Genomic DNA, 17,014 nt, shown 5'->3' on the forward strand with positions numbered 1-17,014 from the left:
CTTGGTGACCGTGTTCGGAGCCTCACTACCAAGCGTCCCCGCGTCGGCCGTGCCCGACGACGTCTACCTGCTCGACGTCCGCGAGGACGACGAGTGGGCCGCCGGCCACGCGCCGGCCGCCCGTCACCTGCCGATGACCGAGCTGCCCGCCCGGCTGGCCGAGATCCCGCAGGACCGCGACGTGGCGGTGATCTGCCGCTCCGGCGGCCGCTCCGCCCAGGTCGTCGGCTATCTGCTGCGTAACGGCTGGGACCAGGTGCGCAACGTCGAGGGCGGGATGGGCGACTGGGCCGCCGCCGGCCGCCCGGTGGTCACCGACGACGGGCAGCCGGGCCGGGTCGCCTGAGGCGGTCATGACCGTCCCCCTGGTCTTCGCCCACCGCGGCGCCTCGTACGACCTGCCGGAGCACACGCTCGCGGCCTACCTCCGTGCCATCGAGGAGGGCGCGGACGGGCTGGAGTGCGACGTCCGGCTGACCCGTGACGGGCACCTGGTCTGCGTGCACGACCGCCGGCTGGACCGCACCAGCAACGGGCACGGGCTGGTCAGCGCGCGTACGCTCGCCGAACTGGACGCGCTCGACTTCGGCTCCTGGCACCGGGCCGCGACGCTCGCCGAGGACGACGAGCCGCTGGACGAGTCGCACACCCGGCTGCTCACGCTGGAGCGGCTGCTCGACGCGGTGCTCGACGCCGGGCGGCCGGTCCGGCTGCTGATCGAGACCAAGCACCCGTCGCGTTACCGGGGCGAGGTCGAGCGCCGCCTGGTCACGCTGCTGCGCCGGTACGGGCTGGACGAGCCCCGCCCGGGCCACCGGGTCCAGGTGACTGTGATGTCGTTCTCGCCGCTGGCCGTACGCCGGATGCGGGAACTCGCCCCGGCGCTGCCCACGGTGCTGCTGCTGGAGGTGCTGCCGCGGCTGCTGCCGCTGGGCCGGCTGCCGTTCGGCGCCCGGATCGCCGGTCCTGGCGTGGACCTGGTCCGGGCCCGCCCGCGCCTGGTTCCCTCGCTGCGCGCGGCCGGCCACTCGGTGTACGTGTGGACCGTCAACGAGCCGGAGGATCTGGAACTCGTGCTGGAAGCCGGCGTGGACGGGGTGATCACGGACCGGCCGGCCCGTGCGCTGGCCCGGTTGGGCCGGTGAGTCCGGTCGATCGGTATCGGCCACGGTCGACCGGCCGGGGGTGTCCGGGAGGGCTGCCGCGCGGCACACTCGGGACATGCCGGAGCGAACCGACTACCCCGCCCTCATCGCCGGCCACACGACTGTGATCAACATGATCAACGCGGGCGAGTCCGGTCCCGCAGTGCTCAACCGCCTGCTCCACGAGGTCGGACCGGCGGTGGGCGCGGCCGGTCTGGTCTTCGTGGAGTTCACCCCGGCCGGCGGACGGGTGATCGCGGCGACCGGCCGCGCCGAGTTCGTGCTCGGCCGACCGCTGCCCGCCACCGACCCGGCCACCGTCTGCCTGCTCGCCGGGCCGCCGGTGCGGGAGGTCCGGGTCGACGCGATCCCGGGCGCGCTCGCCGACGAGGTGGCCGGCCGGGGGCTCAGCCGGATGATCGTGGCGCGTGCCGAGATCGGCGGTCTCACCGTCGGCAGCCTGCACGCGCTCTACCCGCTGGGCGAGCCGCCGGATGCCGCGCAACGCGCCGTGATCGGCTACGTGGCCGCGTGCGTCGCGCACATGTACGGCGACCAGACCGGCCTGCCGGTGCACGGGGACGGCCCGGTGGTGGCGGCGCTCGCCGACGGGCTGGCCGTGGTGGACCGCGACGGGCGGATCCGGCTCTGGAACCCGGCGGCGGTCCAGGTGACCGGCCGTCCGGCGGAGGAGGCGCTGAGCCGCCCGCTGCCGTTCCCGCTGCCGCCGCCGGGCCAGGTGCTCGACCACCGGATGCCGGACGGGCGCTGGCTGCGGATCACCTCCGGCGAGCTGCCCGGCCCGAACGCGCTGCGCGTGGTCACCTTCCGCGACGTCACCGACCAGCAGCGGCGCGACCACGACCGCGATCTCTTCGTGGCGGTGACCAGCCACGAGCTGCGGACCCCGGTCACCGTGATCAAGGGGTACGCGGACACCCTCACCGACCACTGGGACTCGCTGAGCGACGACGACCGCCGGCAGGCCGCGCGGATCATCGGCCAGCGCGCGAACGAGCTGGCCCGCCTGGTCGACAGGCTGCTGACCGCCGCCACCGAGAACCGTCCCGGCGGGGAACCGGCCGCGCCGTTCGACCTGGTCGACGCGCTGCGCGCGGCGGCGACGGACCTGCCGGCCGACATCCGGCACCGGGTCGTGCTCGACCTGCCGGCCGACCTGCCCAAGGCGCTCGGCGACCGGCACAGCCTCGCCACAGTGCTCACCGAGCTGGGCACGAACGCCGGGAAGTACTCACTGCCGGACACCCCGATCGAGGTCACCGCCGAGGCGAACGAGCGGACCGTCTCGTTCCGGGTGGCCGACCGGGGCATCGGCATCCGCCCGGAACACGTGGAGCGGGCCTTCGACCGGTTCTGGCAGGGCGAGTCCGGTGACCGCCGGCGGTATCCGGGCGCGGGACTCGGTCTCTATCTCGTCCGCCAGATCGTTGAACAGCAGAATGGATGGGTATCCCTCCGGCCCAGAGCCGGTGGCGGTACGGTCGCAGAGGTGCGGCTGCCGCGGGGTTGACCCGGCGCTCGCAGACGGGGAAGGAACGACGTGTCGACTGGTCCGCCCGAACGGTCGTGGTGTGTGGTGGTGCCCCACGACCCGACCGGCGCGCGTCTGGCCCGGCACCGGCTCGCCGACGAGCTGACCGGCGTCGTACCCCCGATTCTGCTGGCCGACCTGGTCGCGGTCCTCGCCGAACTGGTCGGCAACGCGGTCCGGCACGCCGACGCGCTGCCCGGCGGCGTGGTCCGGGTGGCCTGGCGGCTGCGGGTCACCGAGGAGGGGCCGAGCATCCAGCTCCGGGTCACCGACGGTGGTTCCGGCGCCGGCCCGTGCATGCGGGCCGCCTCGCCGGACGCCGCCGACGGGCGCGGGCTGCACATCGTCGCCGGGCTCGCCAGCGGCTGGGGCGTGGAGCGCGACGGCCTGGGCCAGAGCGTCTGGGCACGGTTCGATCCGGCCCCGGCGCACCGTCCGGGCCTGGTCGCGGCCGGCTGAACGCACGGGCAGGCGGGTCCTGCCCCCACCCGCGCGGCCCGGCATCTAGGCTGTCTCGCCATGAGCAAGCGTCGGAAGAACCAGCGGGTCGGCGAGAGCACCCCCAAGCGGGAGAAGGTGCGCGACGTCTTCGTGCCCCGGCCGTTCGAGGGCCTGGTCGACGAGCCGGAGTGGATCGCCCTGCGTGAGCTGGTCCCGGCCGCGTCCGCGCCGCTGCGGCTCACCCCGGAACTGATCGAGGAGTACGGCGACCGCCCGGTCACGCTGGCCACCGTGCTGCCGATGGCCGCCCCGGCGATGACCAAGCCGGACGGGCGCGTCTTCGTCGGCCTGCAGCGGCACCAGCAGTCCGGCGACGTCTCCCGTGACCTGGCCGACGCGCTGATCTCCGCGCTGCGCACCGAGCCGGGCGGCCAGGTGAGCGTGCCGCCGCTGCCCGGGCCCGGCCCCCGCCTCCAGGACATCCTGGTGGACGGCCCGCTGGAGATCACCATGCACGACGGGTTCGACTTCTGGCTCGACCCGGGCGCCGCCGACGACCCGAACGTGCAGGCGTCCCTGGAGCGGGCCAACTCGGCCATCTACCCGACCGTGAAGCTGGCCGCCGCGCGGGCCGCGTACTGGTGCCAGGTGCCGGAGAAGGCCCACGTGCGGATGGTCCTGCCGGAGGACGAGGACGCCGCGCTGGACGCGCTGTCCCGGCTCGGCGCGGCCGGCGCGCTGACGCTCGGCGACGACACGAAGTTCGCCGGCATGTTCCGGGCACACGGGCGTCTCGCGCCGGTCTGGGACCTGCCGGAGGACACCCCGGCCGCCGAGTGGGAGGCGCCGCTGGCGGAGTTCGCCAAGCGTTACGCCGAGGCGGTCGCCGAGCAGGCGCCGCTGGACGCGGCCGGCCGCCGGTCGCGGCAGGGGCTGCTCGGCCGCCAGCTGACGCTGCGCTGACGTTCCGGGTCAGGCGGCCCCGCCCTTCTCCCGCACCAGCGGGCAGGACATGCAGCGCGGGCCGCCGCGCCCGGAGCCCAGCTCCGATCCGGCGATCGCGATCACCTCGATGCCGGCCCGTTCCAGTTGCGCGTTGGTCTCCACGTTGCGCTCGTACCCGACGCAGAGCCGGGGCGCGAGCGCGAGCGTGTTGTTGCCGTCGTCCCACTGCTCGCGTTCGGCGGTGACCGGGTCGAGGCCGGTGTCGATCACCCGGAGCTGATCGAGGTCCATCGCGTCGGCGGCGGCGCGCAGGAACGGCGCCGGGCCGTCGACCCGCAGGTCGTCGCCGTCCGCGCCGACGATCACCGTGTACGCGGACAGCTCGTTGGCGATGTTCGGGTACATCAGCACGGCGTCGGTGTCGACCATCGTGCAGACCGTGTCCAGGTGCATGGTGGCGCGCTCCTGCGCGATCGGGACCACCAGGATGGTGTGCGCCAGGCCGGCGGCGAACACCTGCCGGGCCAGCCGCTCCGCGCCGGCCGGGGTGGTGCGTTCACCGACGCCGACGGCGAGCACCCCCGGGGCGAGCAGCAGCACGTCGCCGCCCTCCAGATGCTCCAGCCGCGGGTGGTAGACGAACTCGGTGCCGACGAACCGGGGGTGGTAGCGGTAGATCGCGTCGGTGAGCGTGGTCTCCCGCCGTCGCGCCGGCATGGCCAGGCTGGTGACACCGACCCGGTCCCCGATCCACACCGACGAGTCGCGGGTGAACAGCAGGTTCGGCAGCGGATCGATGACGAAGTCGTGCCGGTCCATCAGAGTCCACACGAGACCGCCGGGGCGGTCGCCGCCGATGCGCAACTCCTCGTGGGCGAGCCCGGCGATCAGCACGTCGGCCAGCCCGGCCGGGTCCAGGTACGCCAGGTGGTCGGCGACCCGGCGCCGCAGGGTGTGGCCGAGCCGGCGGGACCGCAGCACCTGATCGGTCAGCTCGGCCCGGGCGTCCGGCACGGCGAGCGTCTCGGCCAGCAGGTCGGCCAGGTAGAGCACCTCGACCCCGCGGGACCGCAGCGCCGCCGCGAACGCGTCGTGCTCCTCCTGCGCCCGTCCCACCCACGGGATGGCGTCGAACAGCAACGAGTCGTTGTTGCGTGGGGTGAGGCGGGCGAGTTCCGGTCCCGGGCGGTGCAGCAACACCGTCCCGAGCCGGGCGACTTCGCTGTCCACATAGTGGGTCACCCCCGCAGCCTAGGGCAGGCTTGCGCACCATTCGGAAAAGAAGCGTGGATGAATATGGCATTCATCCACACTCACTCCGGCGCCCCGGCTTGCCGAGCCCCCGGGGGCGCAACGTAGGGTAGTGGAGACATAACTTCGAGAGACCTTTTGCCGGAGGTCGCGATGACTGTCTTTCCCGCTCGTCGAGCCGTACCGAGCAGGGCACTGCCGCCCCGCACGGTGCCGCACACCCGGGTCGAGCCCACGTCGGTGCTCGAACCGGCCCGACCGACTCCACTGGAGTGGGCCCGGCGTCGCCGGGCGGAGCGGGGGGCCCGCCGGTTGGAAGCCGCCGGGGCCCGCGCCCTCGGCCAGCTCGACCACCTCGGGCCCGCCTGGCACGTCATCGAGTGGCCCCGGACGGACCCGGCCGACATGCTGCTCGACCGCGTCCGCGACGACCGGGCCGGGTTCCTGGCCATCGGCCCGAGCGGCCTGTTCGCGGTCACCATCGCCGACCACGGCCGCGCGCGCGTGCTCGTCGCCGGTGACGTCGTGCAGATCAACGGCAAGCGCCCGCCGTACGTGGCGGAGGCGCGCCGGGACGCCAAGCGGGCCAGCAAGGCCCTCTCCGACGCGGTCGGCCTGCCGATCCCGGTCACGCCGGTGCTGACGTTCGTCGGCTCCGGCGTGATCAGCGTCTACGGGCTGCCGAAGGACTGCCTCATGGCCACCCACCGGGAGCTGGACCGCCTGCTCGTGGCCGGCGGGAACCGGATCAGCCCGGCCACCGCCGAGAAGCTGTCCCGCGTGGCCCAGGCGCCGTCGACGTGGTTCAACGGCACGTACCGTCCAACCGCCGACTACCGGTGGTACGACGAGGGCCGAACGGCCGCTGACAAGCGGGCCGCCCGCCGGTAACGTCTCCGGCGACGCCACGCGGCCCCCGGCTCCGCCCCCGACTGGTTCCGTCGGTCCGCGTCGTCGCCGGCCGCCCGGCAGCCGATGCTCCCGCCGCACCGACCGGCTAGCGTGGACAGACCGTCGGTGTACATAGGAGGCGCGGTGGCCCACGTCGAACTCTCACTCTCGGACGTGTTCGCGCCCCCGGCGGGCTCCACCGAGCAGGAGTCCGACAACTTCGGGCAGTGGTCCGGCATGGTCTCCCGAGCCGCCGAGCCGTGCCTGCTGATCGACGCCGGCACCACGGTCGTGGCGATCTCCTCGTCCGGCTGCGCGCTGCTCTGCCTGGGCGCGCCGGGGGACGTGATCGGCCTGCCGCTGCTGGAGGGCGGCCTGCGCCTGGTGGACTTCACGGCCAGCCCGAGCGAGCTGACCGAGCAGGAGACCGACAAGATCCCGCCGCTGCTCGCGCTGCACTCCGGGCGACTCGCCCGGGGTCTGCTCCGCGTGCAGGGGCCCAACTCCGACGCCGGCCGCACGGTCGACGCGATCTCCACCCCGGTGCTCACCGACGGCGTGGTGGCCGGCTCGCTCACCTTCCTCTCCGCGGTCTGACCGGCACGCTTCCACCCGGGCCCGGCCTCCTCCTACGATGGGCTCGGCCCCCGCCGTACGACGACATCCCTCGATGCCGAGGACGCCCACCGTGCTCCGCACCCCCCACCCCGGTCGCCGGCACCGCCCACTGGCGCTGCTGGCGGTGCTCGCCCTCGCCGCCTGCGGCGCGCCGCCCGAGCTGCGCACGCCGCCCGCCGTCGCCACGCCCGCGCCGGTCCCGTCGACGTCCGCCACGCCCACCCCGAGCGCCACGACGGTGGCACCTGTCACACCGTCCGCGCCCGTGCTCTCCCCGTCCACGCCGGTGACGGCGACGCCGTGCCGGGGCCGGCCGTCCGGCGACCGGATCGTCGCGCTGCTGCGCGGGTCCGCCGGAGTGCTGCCCCGCGACGTCCGGGTCACAGTGGCCACCGGTCCGCTCTGCGCCGAAGGGTGGCAGTACACCGTGCTGGCGGTCGCCGGACACGAGGAGCTGCAGGTCGTCACCCGGGGCGGCAGCGGCACGCCGACGCTGGTGACGGCCGGGACGGACGTGTGCGGCGTCGAGGTGCGGACCCTCGCGCCGCCCGGCATCCGTACCCTGGCCTGCGACGGCACGCCGGGTGCGTAGGCTGGTCGGCATGCCGGGAACACCGCCGACCCGCTTCGTCTACCTGGGCCCCGAGGGCACCTTCGCCGAACAGGCCCTGCGAACGGTGCCCGCCGCCGAACGCGGGGAGCGCACACCGGCGCGCAGCGTCGGCGAGGCGCTCGACGCGGTACGCGCCGGCGACGCGGATGCGGCCCTGGTGCCGCTGGAGAACTCCATCGGCGGCGCCGTCGGCGTGACGCTCGACGAGCTGGCCGAGGGCGACCCGTTGGTGATCACCCGCGAGGTCGTCCTGCCGGTGGAGTTCGTGCTCGCCGCCCGGCCCGGCACCACGCTCGCCGACGTGCGCGGCGTGGCCGCCCACCCGCAGGCGTCCACCCAGTGCCGGGGCTGGCTGCGCGAGCACCTGCCCGACGCCACAGTTGTCGACGTGCTCTCCAACGGCGCCGCAGCGGCCGGCGCGGCGAGCGGCGAGTACGACGCCGCCATCTGCGCCCCGATCGGCGCGACCCGGCACCGGCTGGCGGTCCTCGCCGACAAGATCGCCGACCACCCGGACGCGGTGACCCGCTTCGCGCTGGTGTCCCGCCCCGGGCCGCCTCCGCCGCCGACCGGTGACGACCTCACCTCGCTGGCCGTCTACATCGCGCACGACCGGGTGGGCGCGCTGCTGGCGGTGCTCATGGAACTGGCGGTGCGGGGCGTGAACATGACCCGCATCGAGTCCCGCCCCACCGGTGAGGCGCTCGGCCGGTACGTGTTCTTCCTGGACTGTGCCGGGCACGTCGCCGACGTACGCCTCGGCGAGGCGTTGCAGGGGCTGCGCCGGGTCTGCGCCGACGTGCGGTTCCTGGGGTCGTACCCCCGGCACCGCTGGAACGCGGCGGCGGGTGACCGGTCGGCGGCGGCGTCCACCGGGCCCTCCGACCTCGACTACGCCGACGCGGCGGCCTGGGTGGCCCGGCTGCGGTCCGGCGAGCTGAGCTGACCGGCCCGGGGCGACCACGGCGGGCGCCCCGGGCACCGGATGGTCACTGCAGCAGGCCGCCGAGCACGCCGCCCTGCTGCTGGGTGCCGCTGCCGGCCACCGGAGGCTCCTCCGAGGGCTGGACGACGACGAAACCCTGACCGGCGAAGCTCATCGTGAACGCCTCACCGGTGCTGCGGCCGAGCAGCGTGCCGAGGCCGAGCTGCTCGGCGCGGTGGTAGCCGGTCTGGAGGTTCGCCGACCAGCAGACCGCCGCCTGCGGGTCCACGTACGTCGGCGCGTCCACGTTGAGCACCACCGGGGTGCCCTTGGTGGTGATGGCGATCCGGCCGTGCCCGGTGAACACGCAGTTGAACAGGCCGGAGGAGGACGCGAAACCGGCGCCGCCGACCATCTTGATGTCGTACTGCAGGGTCGAGTCGAAGGCCAGCACGCTGGAGCCGTTGATGGACAGCGCGTCGCCCGGCTCCAGGTCGATGACGTGCACGTCCTTGGCGAAGTCGGCGAGGAACACGTCGCCGCGCCCGGAGACCTTCATCAGCGGCACGCCCTCACCGGTGAGGCGCTGCTTGATGAACTTGCCGATGCCGCCGGAGCCGAGGGCCTGGAACTGCACCTGGCCCTGGTAGGCGACCATCGAGCCGACGCGGGCCATCGCCTCGCCGTTCAGCTCGATCTTCAGCATCTTGGAGTTCTGCAACCGCATGCCCGGCTGCTGGGACTCCTTCTCAAGGTTCTCCGCGGAGAACAGCGCGCTGCGCATGGGTTTTCCTCCTGGGTCAGAATGTGCCTGACCACGGAGGTTAGGGGACCGGCGCAACCGCCGGAATCAGCCGGGCGGGGACCCGGTCAGCCCCAGCCCAGGGCGTGCAGACGCTCGTCGTCGATGCCGAAATGGTGGGCGATCTCGTGCACCACGGTCACCGCGACCTCCTCGACGACGTCGTCGTCGGTGTCGCAGATCGCCAGGATCGGATTGCGGTAGATCAGGATGCGGTCGGGCAGCACGCCGGAGTAGTCCCAGCCGCGATCGGTGAGCGCGTGCCCCTCGTACAGGCCGAGCAGGTCCTCGCCCGGCGGCGGGTCGTCCTCGACCAGGATGACCACGTTGCTCATGAGCCCGAGCAGCTCCTCGGGCACCTCGTCGAGTGCCTCGCCGACCAGTTCCTCGAACCGGTCCCGGCTCATCTCCACGGCCACGCGGCCCGGTCACTCCCCCAGAATCGGCACGTCACACGGCGAGGGCGGCCCGCAGGACACCCCCGCCGTGCCGTACGTGATGGTCAGGCCAGGCGGGCGTTCAGCGTGATCTGCGCGCCCGGCGACAGCAGCCGGGAGATCGGGCAGTTCTCCTTGGCCGCCTCGGCCAGCTTGGTGAACTCGGCCTGGTCGATGCCCGGAACCTGACCGACGGTCTCCAGGTCGATCCGGGTGACTGTCATGCCGGCGTCGGTCTTGTCGAAGTGCACCTTGGCGGTGGTCTCCACCGCCGTTTCCTGGGCGCCGGCGTCGGCGAGCTGCTTGGACAGCGCCATCGAGAAGCAGCCGGCGTGCGCGGCGCCGATCAGCTCCTCGGGGTTGGTGCCCTCGCCCTCCTCGAAGCGCGACTTGAAGGAGTAGTTGCCGGACAGGCCGCCCTTGCCGGTGCGGACGGTGCCGGACCCCTCGGTGAGGTTGCCCTGCCAGCGAGCGGATGCGGTACGGATAGGCATGGCACGACGCTACGCGAAAGCGGGCCGCGTCGCACCGCACCTGTGGACCACGATCCGGGCCGTCGGGTGTGTGCTGTGCCATGATTCGACGCAGGCCCGCGTACGGGAAGGGTGGCCATGTCACAGGATCTCCCCGTCCCCCGCCAGGAGAAGCGAATCCCCGTGCGGGACGACGACACCGCTGTCGTCGAGTGGGGTGACGCCGAGCCGGAGTCCCCCGGCCGGGCCGGACGCTCGCTCGCCGCCCTGGGCCGGGACCGCCGCCTGCCGACAGTGCTCGCCGGGCTCGCCACGGTGGCCGCTGTCGCCTCGCTGATCGGCGAGTGGCTGATCATCACGGTGCCGGCCGAGGCCCGGGACGACGACGCGCCCACCCGGCTGACCAGTGGCATCTCCGAGATCGGCGGGTTCGGGGTGGCGTACCTGGTGGGCCTGCTCGGGCTGTCCGTGGCGCTGGCTCTGGCGCTGCGCGGCGCCCCGGCGGTCCGTCGGCACGCCGCGCTCGCCGGGCTGGGCCTGTCGGCGGGCGTGCTCGGCGTGCTGGTCGCGACCGCCGCCTCCCTCGAGCAGCTGGCCCGGCGCATCCTGTTCTTCGTCGGGGACCAGCGCCTCGACGTGGAGCACGGGCGCGGCCTGGTCACCGCGTTCCTCGCCGTGGCGCTGCTGGCCGCCGCGCTGCACCTGGCCGGCCGGAGCGCCGGGGACACGCCCGCCGACGAGGAACCGGACCACGACCACCCGGACGACCGGCCCGCCTGGCGGGGGCGCGCCGCCACGGACGACCTGCCGCCGGCCCCCGCGGACCTGACGGTGCAGCCCACGGTGCCGTTCGCGGACCCCGACCGGTCCCGCTGACGCCGCATACGTCGGCCACCGCGGCTTCGCCTCCGATTCGCCGGAAAGCCGTGGTTGCCGCCCGTTCCGCGAGATACGGTTGCTGCCCGCCGTCCCGTGGTCGCGGCACCGAAGACCTGGTCGGCCGGCGTGACGGCGCGGGCGAAGGAGGAACCATGACCCGCCCGGGACTGCCCAAGCTGATCGCCACCGACCTCGACGGCACGCTCGTCCGCAGCGACGAGACCGTCTCCGCGTACACCCACCGGGTGCTGGACCGGGTGCGGTCCGCCGGGATTCCGGTGGTCGGCGCGACCGGCCGCGGACCGCGCCTGACCGAGCTGACCCGTAACGACATCCGGGCCGCCGACTTCCTGGTGATGGCCGGTGGCGGCCGGGTGGTGGACCAGAGCGACCCCGACGGGCCGCTGGTGCTGCGCGACGAGCGGCTGCCCGGCGAGGTGCTGGCCCGGATCCTCACCGACCTGGAGGCGGCGGTCGGCCCGCTCACCGTGATGGTCGAGGCGTCGGACGAGCACGACGCGCCGCTGTGGGGCGACTACCACCCGAGCTGGCCCTACCCGGACCGGTTCGAGGCGCGCAGCCGGATGGAGTGCCTGTCCTGCGACGTGATCAAGGCGTTCGCGCGTACCGCCGACCACCACGTGGACGAGCTGCTGGCCGCCGCCCGGGCGATCGTGCCGCCGGAGGTGGCCACGCTCACCCAGGCCGGGCTCGGCTTCATCGAGATCTGCCCGCCCCGCACCGACAAGGCCAGCGGCCTGAGCGTGATCGCCGAGCGGCTCGGCGTCGACCCGGCCGACGTGCTGGTCTTCGGCGACCAGCCGAACGACCTGCCGATGTTCGACTGGGCCGGGTGGGCGCGGGTGGCGGTGGCGAACGCCCACCCGGAGGTACGCGCCGCGGCGGACGAGATCACCTTGCGCAACGACGACGACGGGGTGGCCGTCTACCTGGACCGACTACTGTCCCGGTGATGGAAGATCCACCTCGGCTCGTCGCCTCCGACATCGACGGCACGCTGCTGCGCGACGACCGGACGCTCAGCCCGCGTACCGCCGGCGTGCTGGCCCACATCGCCGCCGCCGGCACGCCGGTGGTCCTGGTCACCGGCCGTCCGATCCGCTGGCTGCAAATGGTGTACGAGCAGCTCGCCGCGCCGCTGCCGGCGATCTGCGCGAACGGCGCGGTGGTGTACGACCCGGTCACCGACCAGGTGCTGCGGGCCGACCCGCTCGCCCCGGAACTGCTGGCGGAGGTGGCCCGGCGACTACGGGCCGAGGTGCCCGGGGTCAGTCTCGCGGTGGAGATCGTGGACAGCCGGCAGATGCGGCACGAGGCGCACTACCCGCTGCGCTGGGACGCCGACCTCGACGCCATCCGGGCCGTCGAGTCGCCGGAGGAACTGCTGGCCGCACCCGCGGTGAAGCTACTGGCGCGCGCCGGTGAGCAGGACCCGGACGTCTTCGTGCAGGTGGTGGCGGGCGCGCTGGAGGGGCTGGCCGAGGCGACCCACTCGTCGTACAGCGGGCTGATCGAGATCTCGGCCGCCGGCGTGACGAAGGCGGCCGGCCTGGCCTGGTACGCGGAACGGCTGGGCGTCGGCGAGCGGGACGTGCTGGCCTTCGGCGACATGCCCAACGACGTGCCGATGCTGGCCTGGGCCGGACGCGCGGTGGCGGTCGCCAACGCCCACCCGGCGGTACGGGAGATCGCGCACGAGGTCACCGGGCCGAACACCGAGGACGGCGTGGCGGCGTACCTGGAGAAGGTCTTCGAGCTGGACTGAGTGGCCGGGGCGCGTGACGCGCCCCGGCCGACGGGTCACAGGTACTGGCCGGGCGCGTGGCCCTCGCCGGCGCCGGGCATCCCGGGCATGCCCGGGATCACGCCGCCGGGGCCGCTGGGCAGCGCCTGACGACCCGAGCGCATCTGCTCCAGCTGGACACGGGCGGCCATCTGCTGGGCCACCAGCGCGGCCTGGATGCCGTGGAACAGGCCCTCCAGCCAGCCCACGAGCTGGGCGTGCGCGATCCGCAGCTCGCCCTCGCTCGGCGTCTGCCGCTCGGTGAACGGCAGCGAGAGCCGCTCCAGCTCCTCGCGCAGCTCGGGCGCGAGGCCCTCCTTCAGCTCGACGATCGAGCGCTCGTGGATCTCCCGCATCCGGTTCCGGCTGGCGTCGTCCAGCGGCGCCGCCTTCACCTCCTCCAGCAGCTGCTTGATCATGCTGCCGATCCGCATCACCTTGGCCGGCTGCTCGACCAGGCGGGTCGGGTCCTCGCCCTTGCCCTCCTCGTCGGTCTGCACCGTGCCGACCGGGCGGCCGTCCGGCCCGACCACCACCACGGTGCCGGGGATGCCATCGTTGCCCTGCTCGTCGTCCCGTCCGGAATGCGCTTCGGTCATGGCACCCATCTTTACCCACGCCGACCATGTGCACGCGGCCGGACCGGAGGGAGCTACCGTCGCCGCATGCTCTCCGACCCACGCGAGGTGCTGACCCGCCCGTCTCCGCCGCCGGACGCCACAGTCGCCTACGGCGACCACCCGGACCAGCTCGCCGACCTGCGCCGGCCCGCCGGCGACGGGCCGGCCCGGCCGCTCGTGGTCGTGGTGCACGGCGGTTTCTGGCGGGCCGAGTACGACAGGGCCCACACCGGCCCGATGGCGGCGGCGCTGGCCGCGCTCGGCCACCCGGTCGCGCAGATCGAGTACCGCCGGACCGGCCAGCCCGGCGGCGGCTGGCCGCACACCCTCACCGACGTCCGCACCGGGGTCGCCGCCCTGCCCGGTCTGGCCGCCGCCGCGCTGCCCGGCCGGGTGGCGCCCGTACCGCCGATCCTGATCGGCCATTCCGCGGGCGGGCACCTGGCCCTGTACGTGGCCGCGCGCGCCCCGGAGACGGTCGCCGGGGTGGTCGCGCTGGCCCCGGTGGCCGACCTCGCGCAGGCGTACCGGCTGGACCTGGACGGCGGGGCGGTGGCCGCGCTGCTCGGCGGCTCCCCGGAGGACGTGCCGGACCGGTACGCGGACGCGGATCCGTCGAATTTCGTACCCATGCGAACACGGACCGTAGTCGTGCATGGCAAGCAGGATCTTCAGGTTCCCACCTCGATCAGCCGATCCTGGGTGGCCGCCGACCGGGCTGCCGGCGGCACTTCCACCTTGATTGAGCTGCCTGAATGCGAGCATTTCGGGCTGATCGACCCGGAGGCGGCCGCCTGGCCCCGGGTGACACAGGCGTTGCGGTCGCTTCACGATGATCTTCCGGGCATTGACGCAGCGTCGCCGACCAGGTAGAACGCCGAAGGGGTGTGCACCATGGCCACCCCGTCGGGAAGGAAATCGGTGGCACAGATGAACCGCAGGCGGGCTCTGCAACTGCTGGCCGCGCTGGGCACCACCGGACTGGCGGCGGGTTGCGGCTCCGGGGAGGACGACACCGGGGAGCAGGCCGGATCCGGCAGCCCGATCAAGATCGGGCTGATCGTGCCCGGCAGCGGGGCGAACAAGGCCATCGGCGACGAGATCACCAACGGCTTCCAGCTCTACCTCCGCCTGCGCGGCCAGCAGATCGCCGGCCATCCGGTCACGCTGGTGCCGGCCGAGGAGGGCTCCACCGCCGCCAGCGGCAAGGCCGCCGTGGAGCGGCTGATCAAGGAGGGCGTGCTCGCGCTCACCGGCGTGGTCAGCCCCACCGTGATGACCGGCATCAAGGACTCGGTCGAGCAGGCCCGGGTGCCGCTGATCGGCTCCAACGCCTCCCCCTCGACGCTGCAGGGCGTCGTCTACATCTGGCGCACGTCGTACGTGCTGACCGAGCCGGGCGAGGCGCTCGGGGAGTACCTGCGCCAGAAGCTCGACGCGTCGAGCCGCATCGCCATCTTCGGCACCCGCGGCCAGGGCAGCCAGGACGTCGTCGAAGGGCTGCGGCGCGCGTACGAGCGGGGTCGCCGGCTCACCGAGGACCCGATCTACACCGACGACTCCGACAACCCCTCGCGGAATCTCTACGCCGGGCCGATCCGCAAGGCGCTGGAGCGGAAGCCGGACGCGGTCTTCTGCCACTACTCGGGCGCCCAGGCCGTCCAGTTCGTCAAGCAGCTCTACGCCCTGGGCTACCGGGGGCCGATCTACGCCCCCGGGTTCCTCACCGAGGGCACCGCGCTGGACCAGCTCGACGACGGTGAGAAGGGCCGCGACCGCAAGCTGATCGAGGCGAACGGCATCGAGACCGCGCTCAACTACTCGGCCGATCTCAACAACACCGCGAACCGGATCTTCGCCTCGGCGTACCGGAAGACGTTCAACTCCGCGCCGACCACGTACGCGATGGCCTCCTACGACGCCGCGCTGGTGCTGGACAAGGCGATCCGGCTGGCCGGGGCGAACCCGTCCCCGCAGCAGGTCAACCTGGCGCTCGGCAAGGTCGGCCAGGTGGACAGCCCGCGCGGCCCCTGGCAGTTCAACCAGACCCGTACCCCGCAGCAGAAGTGGTACCTGCGCCGGGTGCAGACCGACGGCCGACTGCTGTCCAACATCGTGATCAACGAGCTGGCCACGCTCGGCTGACCGGCCCCCGTACGCGACGAAGGGCGGTCTCCCCACCGGGAGGCCGCCCTTCGCGCCGAGGCGTGGCTCAGTGCCGCAGTTCGGCGATGCAGCACTTCACGCTGCCACCGCCCTTCTTCAGCTCGGACAGCTCCACCGGGACCGGGTGGTAGCCGGCCGCCTTCAACTTGCCGGCCAGCCGCGTCGCCTCGTTGTTCAGCACCACGTTGAGCCCGTCGCTGACCAGGTTCAGGCCGAACGCCAGCGCGTCCTCGTCGTCGGCGACGATCGCGTCCGGGAACAGCTGGGCCAGCACCTTCTGGCTGGCGGCGGAGAAGGCGCCCGGGTAGTAGACGATGTTCTCGTCGTCGATCGAGGCGAGCGCCACGTCCAGGTGGTAGAAGCGCGGGTCGATCAGGCGCAGCGAGACCACCGGGCGGCCGAGCGCCTCCTGCGCCTCGGCGTGCGCGGCCGGTTCGGTCCGGAAGCCGTGCCCGGCGAGGATCAGGCCGCCGTGGGCCTCCGGCAGGTACGCGAAGTCGCCCTCGCCCTCGTTGGTCTCGTTCGGGGCGATGAACCGCCAGCCCTGCTCCTCGTAGAACGCCCGGTGCGCGGCGGCCTCGGCGGTCCGCTGCTCGTGCTTGAACCGGGCGCCGTAGACGGTGCCGTCGACCACGAACGCGCCGTTCGCCGCGTAGACCATGTCCGGCAGCCCCGCCTCGGGCGTGAGCAGGTGCACGTCGTGGCCGAGCCCGACGAGCGTCTCCCGCAGCCGGTCCCACTGCTTGACCGCCAGGTCGGCGTCGACCGCCGTGGTCACGTCCATCCACGGGTTGATCGCGTACTCGACCGTGAAGTGCTCGGGCGAGCACATGAGATATGTCCGCTTTCGCGAGACTCGCTGCTGGTTCACGGTCACCAAGAGTAGGTACGGTACAACTTTGGTAACAGCCACAAGCATTGCTTCCCGGGAGCAGAACGTTGCAGATAGACGCGGTAGACCAGCGAATCATTGCGTTGCTCGTGGCTGACGCCCGCGCCTCGTACGCGGACATCGGCACCCGGGTGTCACTCTCCGCCCCCGCCGTCAAGCGACGGGTCGACCGACTCCGGTCCGCCGGGGTGATCCGGGGATTCACCGCCGTCGTCGACCCGGCCGCTGTCGGCTGGACCACCGAGGCGTTCGTCGAGCTGTTCTGCGCCGGCCGGACCACCCCGGCACAGATCGGCGCCGCCGCCCGACGGCACCCCGAAGTGGTCGGCGCGTACACCGTCTCCGGCGAGGCCGACGCGCTCGTGCACCTGCGCGCCGCGGACATCTCGCACCTGGAGGAGGCGCTGGAGCGGCTCCGCGCCGAATCGTTCGTCACCTCGTCCCGCAGCACCATCGTGCTCTCCCGGCTGGTCGAGTCCCCCGGCGTCGGACCGTCCACGCCTTGACCTCAACCTCGCTTCATGTCGTGCACTGGTGACCGGCTCGAAGCGAGGGGGCGG

At 73.4% G+C, this 17,014-nt stretch carries 21 protein-coding genes; 15 read left to right on the forward strand and 6 right to left on the reverse strand.

Translation table 11 applies throughout. The features are described 5' to 3' along the window. Positions 1 to 10: 10 nt before the first annotated feature. The 5 genes from KBX43_RS07750 to KBX43_RS07770 all read left to right on the forward strand — a co-directional run bounded on the left by KBX43_RS07750 (position 11) and on the right by KBX43_RS07770 (position 4,101). Entirely contained in the window at positions 11 to 346 is a 336-nt protein-coding gene (locus KBX43_RS07750) for a rhodanese-like domain-containing protein (protein WP_030499424.1), read from the forward strand. 7 nt (positions 347 to 353) lie between these two features. Next, positions 354 to 1,145, forward strand: a complete 792-nt coding sequence (locus KBX43_RS07755) for a glycerophosphodiester phosphodiesterase family protein (protein ID WP_043327734.1) — start codon at positions 354 to 356, stop codon at positions 1,143 to 1,145. A gap of 76 nt (positions 1,146 to 1,221) precedes the next feature. After that, the gene (locus KBX43_RS07760; RefSeq protein ID WP_043327733.1) at positions 1,222 to 2,676 is read left to right on the forward strand and encodes an ATP-binding protein; all 1,455 of its coding nucleotides are present in this window, start codon (positions 1,222 to 1,224) and stop codon (positions 2,674 to 2,676) included. 63 nt (positions 2,677 to 2,739) lie between these two features. Further along, complete coding sequence (locus KBX43_RS07765) at positions 2,740 to 3,156, forward strand: ATP-binding protein (RefSeq protein ID WP_176722903.1); 417 nt, start codon at positions 2,740 to 2,742, stop codon at positions 3,154 to 3,156. A 60-nt stretch (positions 3,157 to 3,216) separates the two neighbouring features. Then, positions 3,217 to 4,101, forward strand: coding sequence for a DUF5926 family protein (locus KBX43_RS07770; protein WP_069089873.1), 885 nt, complete (start codon positions 3,217 to 3,219; stop codon positions 4,099 to 4,101). A gap of 9 nt (positions 4,102 to 4,110) precedes the next feature. Here KBX43_RS07770 and KBX43_RS07775 read toward each other — a convergent pair whose 3' ends face one another. Beyond that, on the reverse strand, positions 4,111 to 5,325 hold the full coding sequence (locus tag KBX43_RS07775; RefSeq protein WP_043327730.1) for an arginine deiminase: 1,215 nt from the start codon (positions 5,323 to 5,325) through the stop codon (positions 4,111 to 4,113). A 162-nt stretch (positions 5,326 to 5,487) separates the two neighbouring features. On the opposite strand from KBX43_RS07775, the gene KBX43_RS07780 reads away from it, so the two are divergent. The 4 genes from KBX43_RS07780 to pheA all read left to right on the forward strand — a co-directional run bounded on the left by KBX43_RS07780 (position 5,488) and on the right by pheA (position 8,402). Next, positions 5,488 to 6,225 carry a hypothetical protein gene (locus tag KBX43_RS07780; protein WP_043330823.1) on the forward strand — a complete coding sequence of 246 codons (738 nt, stop codon included), beginning with the start codon at positions 5,488 to 5,490 and terminating at the stop codon, positions 6,223 to 6,225. Between the two features lie 144 nt (positions 6,226 to 6,369). Further along, positions 6,370 to 6,822 carry a hypothetical protein gene (locus KBX43_RS07785; RefSeq protein WP_030499431.1) on the forward strand — a complete coding sequence of 151 codons (453 nt, stop codon included), beginning with the start codon at positions 6,370 to 6,372 and terminating at the stop codon, positions 6,820 to 6,822. A 73-nt stretch (positions 6,823 to 6,895) separates the two neighbouring features. Further along, complete coding sequence (locus KBX43_RS07790; RefSeq protein WP_064448084.1) at positions 6,896 to 7,435, forward strand: hypothetical protein; 540 nt, start codon at positions 6,896 to 6,898, stop codon at positions 7,433 to 7,435. Between the two features lie 10 nt (positions 7,436 to 7,445). After that, the gene (gene pheA / locus KBX43_RS07795) at positions 7,446 to 8,402 is read left to right on the forward strand and encodes a prephenate dehydratase (RefSeq protein WP_043327728.1); all 957 of its coding nucleotides are present in this window, start codon (positions 7,446 to 7,448) and stop codon (positions 8,400 to 8,402) included. Between the two features lie 43 nt (positions 8,403 to 8,445). Here the strand turns inward: pheA and KBX43_RS07800 are convergent, their stop codons facing one another. From KBX43_RS07800 to KBX43_RS07810, 3 genes are all read right to left on the reverse strand, one after another. Continuing rightward, positions 8,446 to 9,165, reverse strand: a complete 720-nt coding sequence (locus KBX43_RS07800) for an AIM24 family protein (RefSeq protein ID WP_043327727.1) — start codon at positions 9,163 to 9,165, stop codon at positions 8,446 to 8,448. 86 nt (positions 9,166 to 9,251) lie between these two features. Further along, entirely contained in the window at positions 9,252 to 9,596 is a 345-nt protein-coding gene (locus tag KBX43_RS07805; RefSeq protein ID WP_176722904.1) for a metallopeptidase family protein, read from the reverse strand. A gap of 89 nt (positions 9,597 to 9,685) precedes the next feature. After that, entirely contained in the window at positions 9,686 to 10,114 is a 429-nt protein-coding gene (locus KBX43_RS07810) for an OsmC family protein (protein ID WP_013289315.1), read from the reverse strand. A 162-nt stretch (positions 10,115 to 10,276) separates the two neighbouring features. Between KBX43_RS07810 and KBX43_RS07815 the strand changes: the two genes are divergently transcribed. The 3 genes from KBX43_RS07815 to KBX43_RS07825 all read left to right on the forward strand — a co-directional run bounded on the left by KBX43_RS07815 (position 10,277) and on the right by KBX43_RS07825 (position 12,758). After that, complete coding sequence (locus KBX43_RS07815; protein WP_307851483.1) at positions 10,277 to 10,969, forward strand: hypothetical protein; 693 nt, start codon at positions 10,277 to 10,279, stop codon at positions 10,967 to 10,969. A 155-nt stretch (positions 10,970 to 11,124) separates the two neighbouring features. Next, on the forward strand, positions 11,125 to 11,946 hold the full coding sequence (locus KBX43_RS07820) for an HAD family hydrolase (protein ID WP_043327725.1): 822 nt from the start codon (positions 11,125 to 11,127) through the stop codon (positions 11,944 to 11,946). Next, complete coding sequence (locus tag KBX43_RS07825; RefSeq protein ID WP_210883912.1) at positions 11,946 to 12,758, forward strand: HAD family hydrolase; 813 nt, start codon at positions 11,946 to 11,948, stop codon at positions 12,756 to 12,758. Before KBX43_RS07820 ends, KBX43_RS07825 begins: the two co-directional genes overlap by 1 nt. A 35-nt stretch (positions 12,759 to 12,793) precedes the next feature. Here the strand turns inward: KBX43_RS07825 and KBX43_RS07830 are convergent, their stop codons facing one another. Beyond that, complete coding sequence (locus KBX43_RS07830; RefSeq protein ID WP_043327723.1) at positions 12,794 to 13,384, reverse strand: bacterial proteasome activator family protein; 591 nt, start codon at positions 13,382 to 13,384, stop codon at positions 12,794 to 12,796. A 57-nt stretch (positions 13,385 to 13,441) separates the two neighbouring features. Between KBX43_RS07830 and KBX43_RS07835 the strand changes: the two genes are divergently transcribed. Continuing rightward, complete coding sequence (locus KBX43_RS07835) at positions 13,442 to 14,269, forward strand: S9 family peptidase (protein WP_210883914.1); 828 nt, start codon at positions 13,442 to 13,444, stop codon at positions 14,267 to 14,269. Between the two features lie 48 nt (positions 14,270 to 14,317). Then, on the forward strand, positions 14,318 to 15,541 hold the full coding sequence (locus KBX43_RS07840; protein WP_043327721.1) for an ABC transporter substrate-binding protein: 1,224 nt from the start codon (positions 14,318 to 14,320) through the stop codon (positions 15,539 to 15,541). Positions 15,542 to 15,608: 67 nt separating this feature from the next. Here the strand turns inward: KBX43_RS07840 and ddaH are convergent, their stop codons facing one another. Beyond that, positions 15,609 to 16,442, reverse strand: a complete 834-nt coding sequence (ddaH, locus tag KBX43_RS07845) for a dimethylargininase (RefSeq protein ID WP_176722883.1) — start codon at positions 16,440 to 16,442, stop codon at positions 15,609 to 15,611. A gap of 59 nt (positions 16,443 to 16,501) precedes the next feature. On the opposite strand from ddaH, the gene KBX43_RS07850 reads away from it, so the two are divergent. Then, complete coding sequence (locus KBX43_RS07850; protein ID WP_030499444.1) at positions 16,502 to 16,960, forward strand: Lrp/AsnC family transcriptional regulator; 459 nt, start codon at positions 16,502 to 16,504, stop codon at positions 16,958 to 16,960. Positions 16,961 to 17,014: the final 54 nt, after the last annotated feature.

The organism is Micromonospora sp. C41, from assembly GCF_018070485.1.
GTDB lineage: Bacteria > Actinomycetota > Actinomycetes > Mycobacteriales > Micromonosporaceae > Micromonospora > Micromonospora chalcea.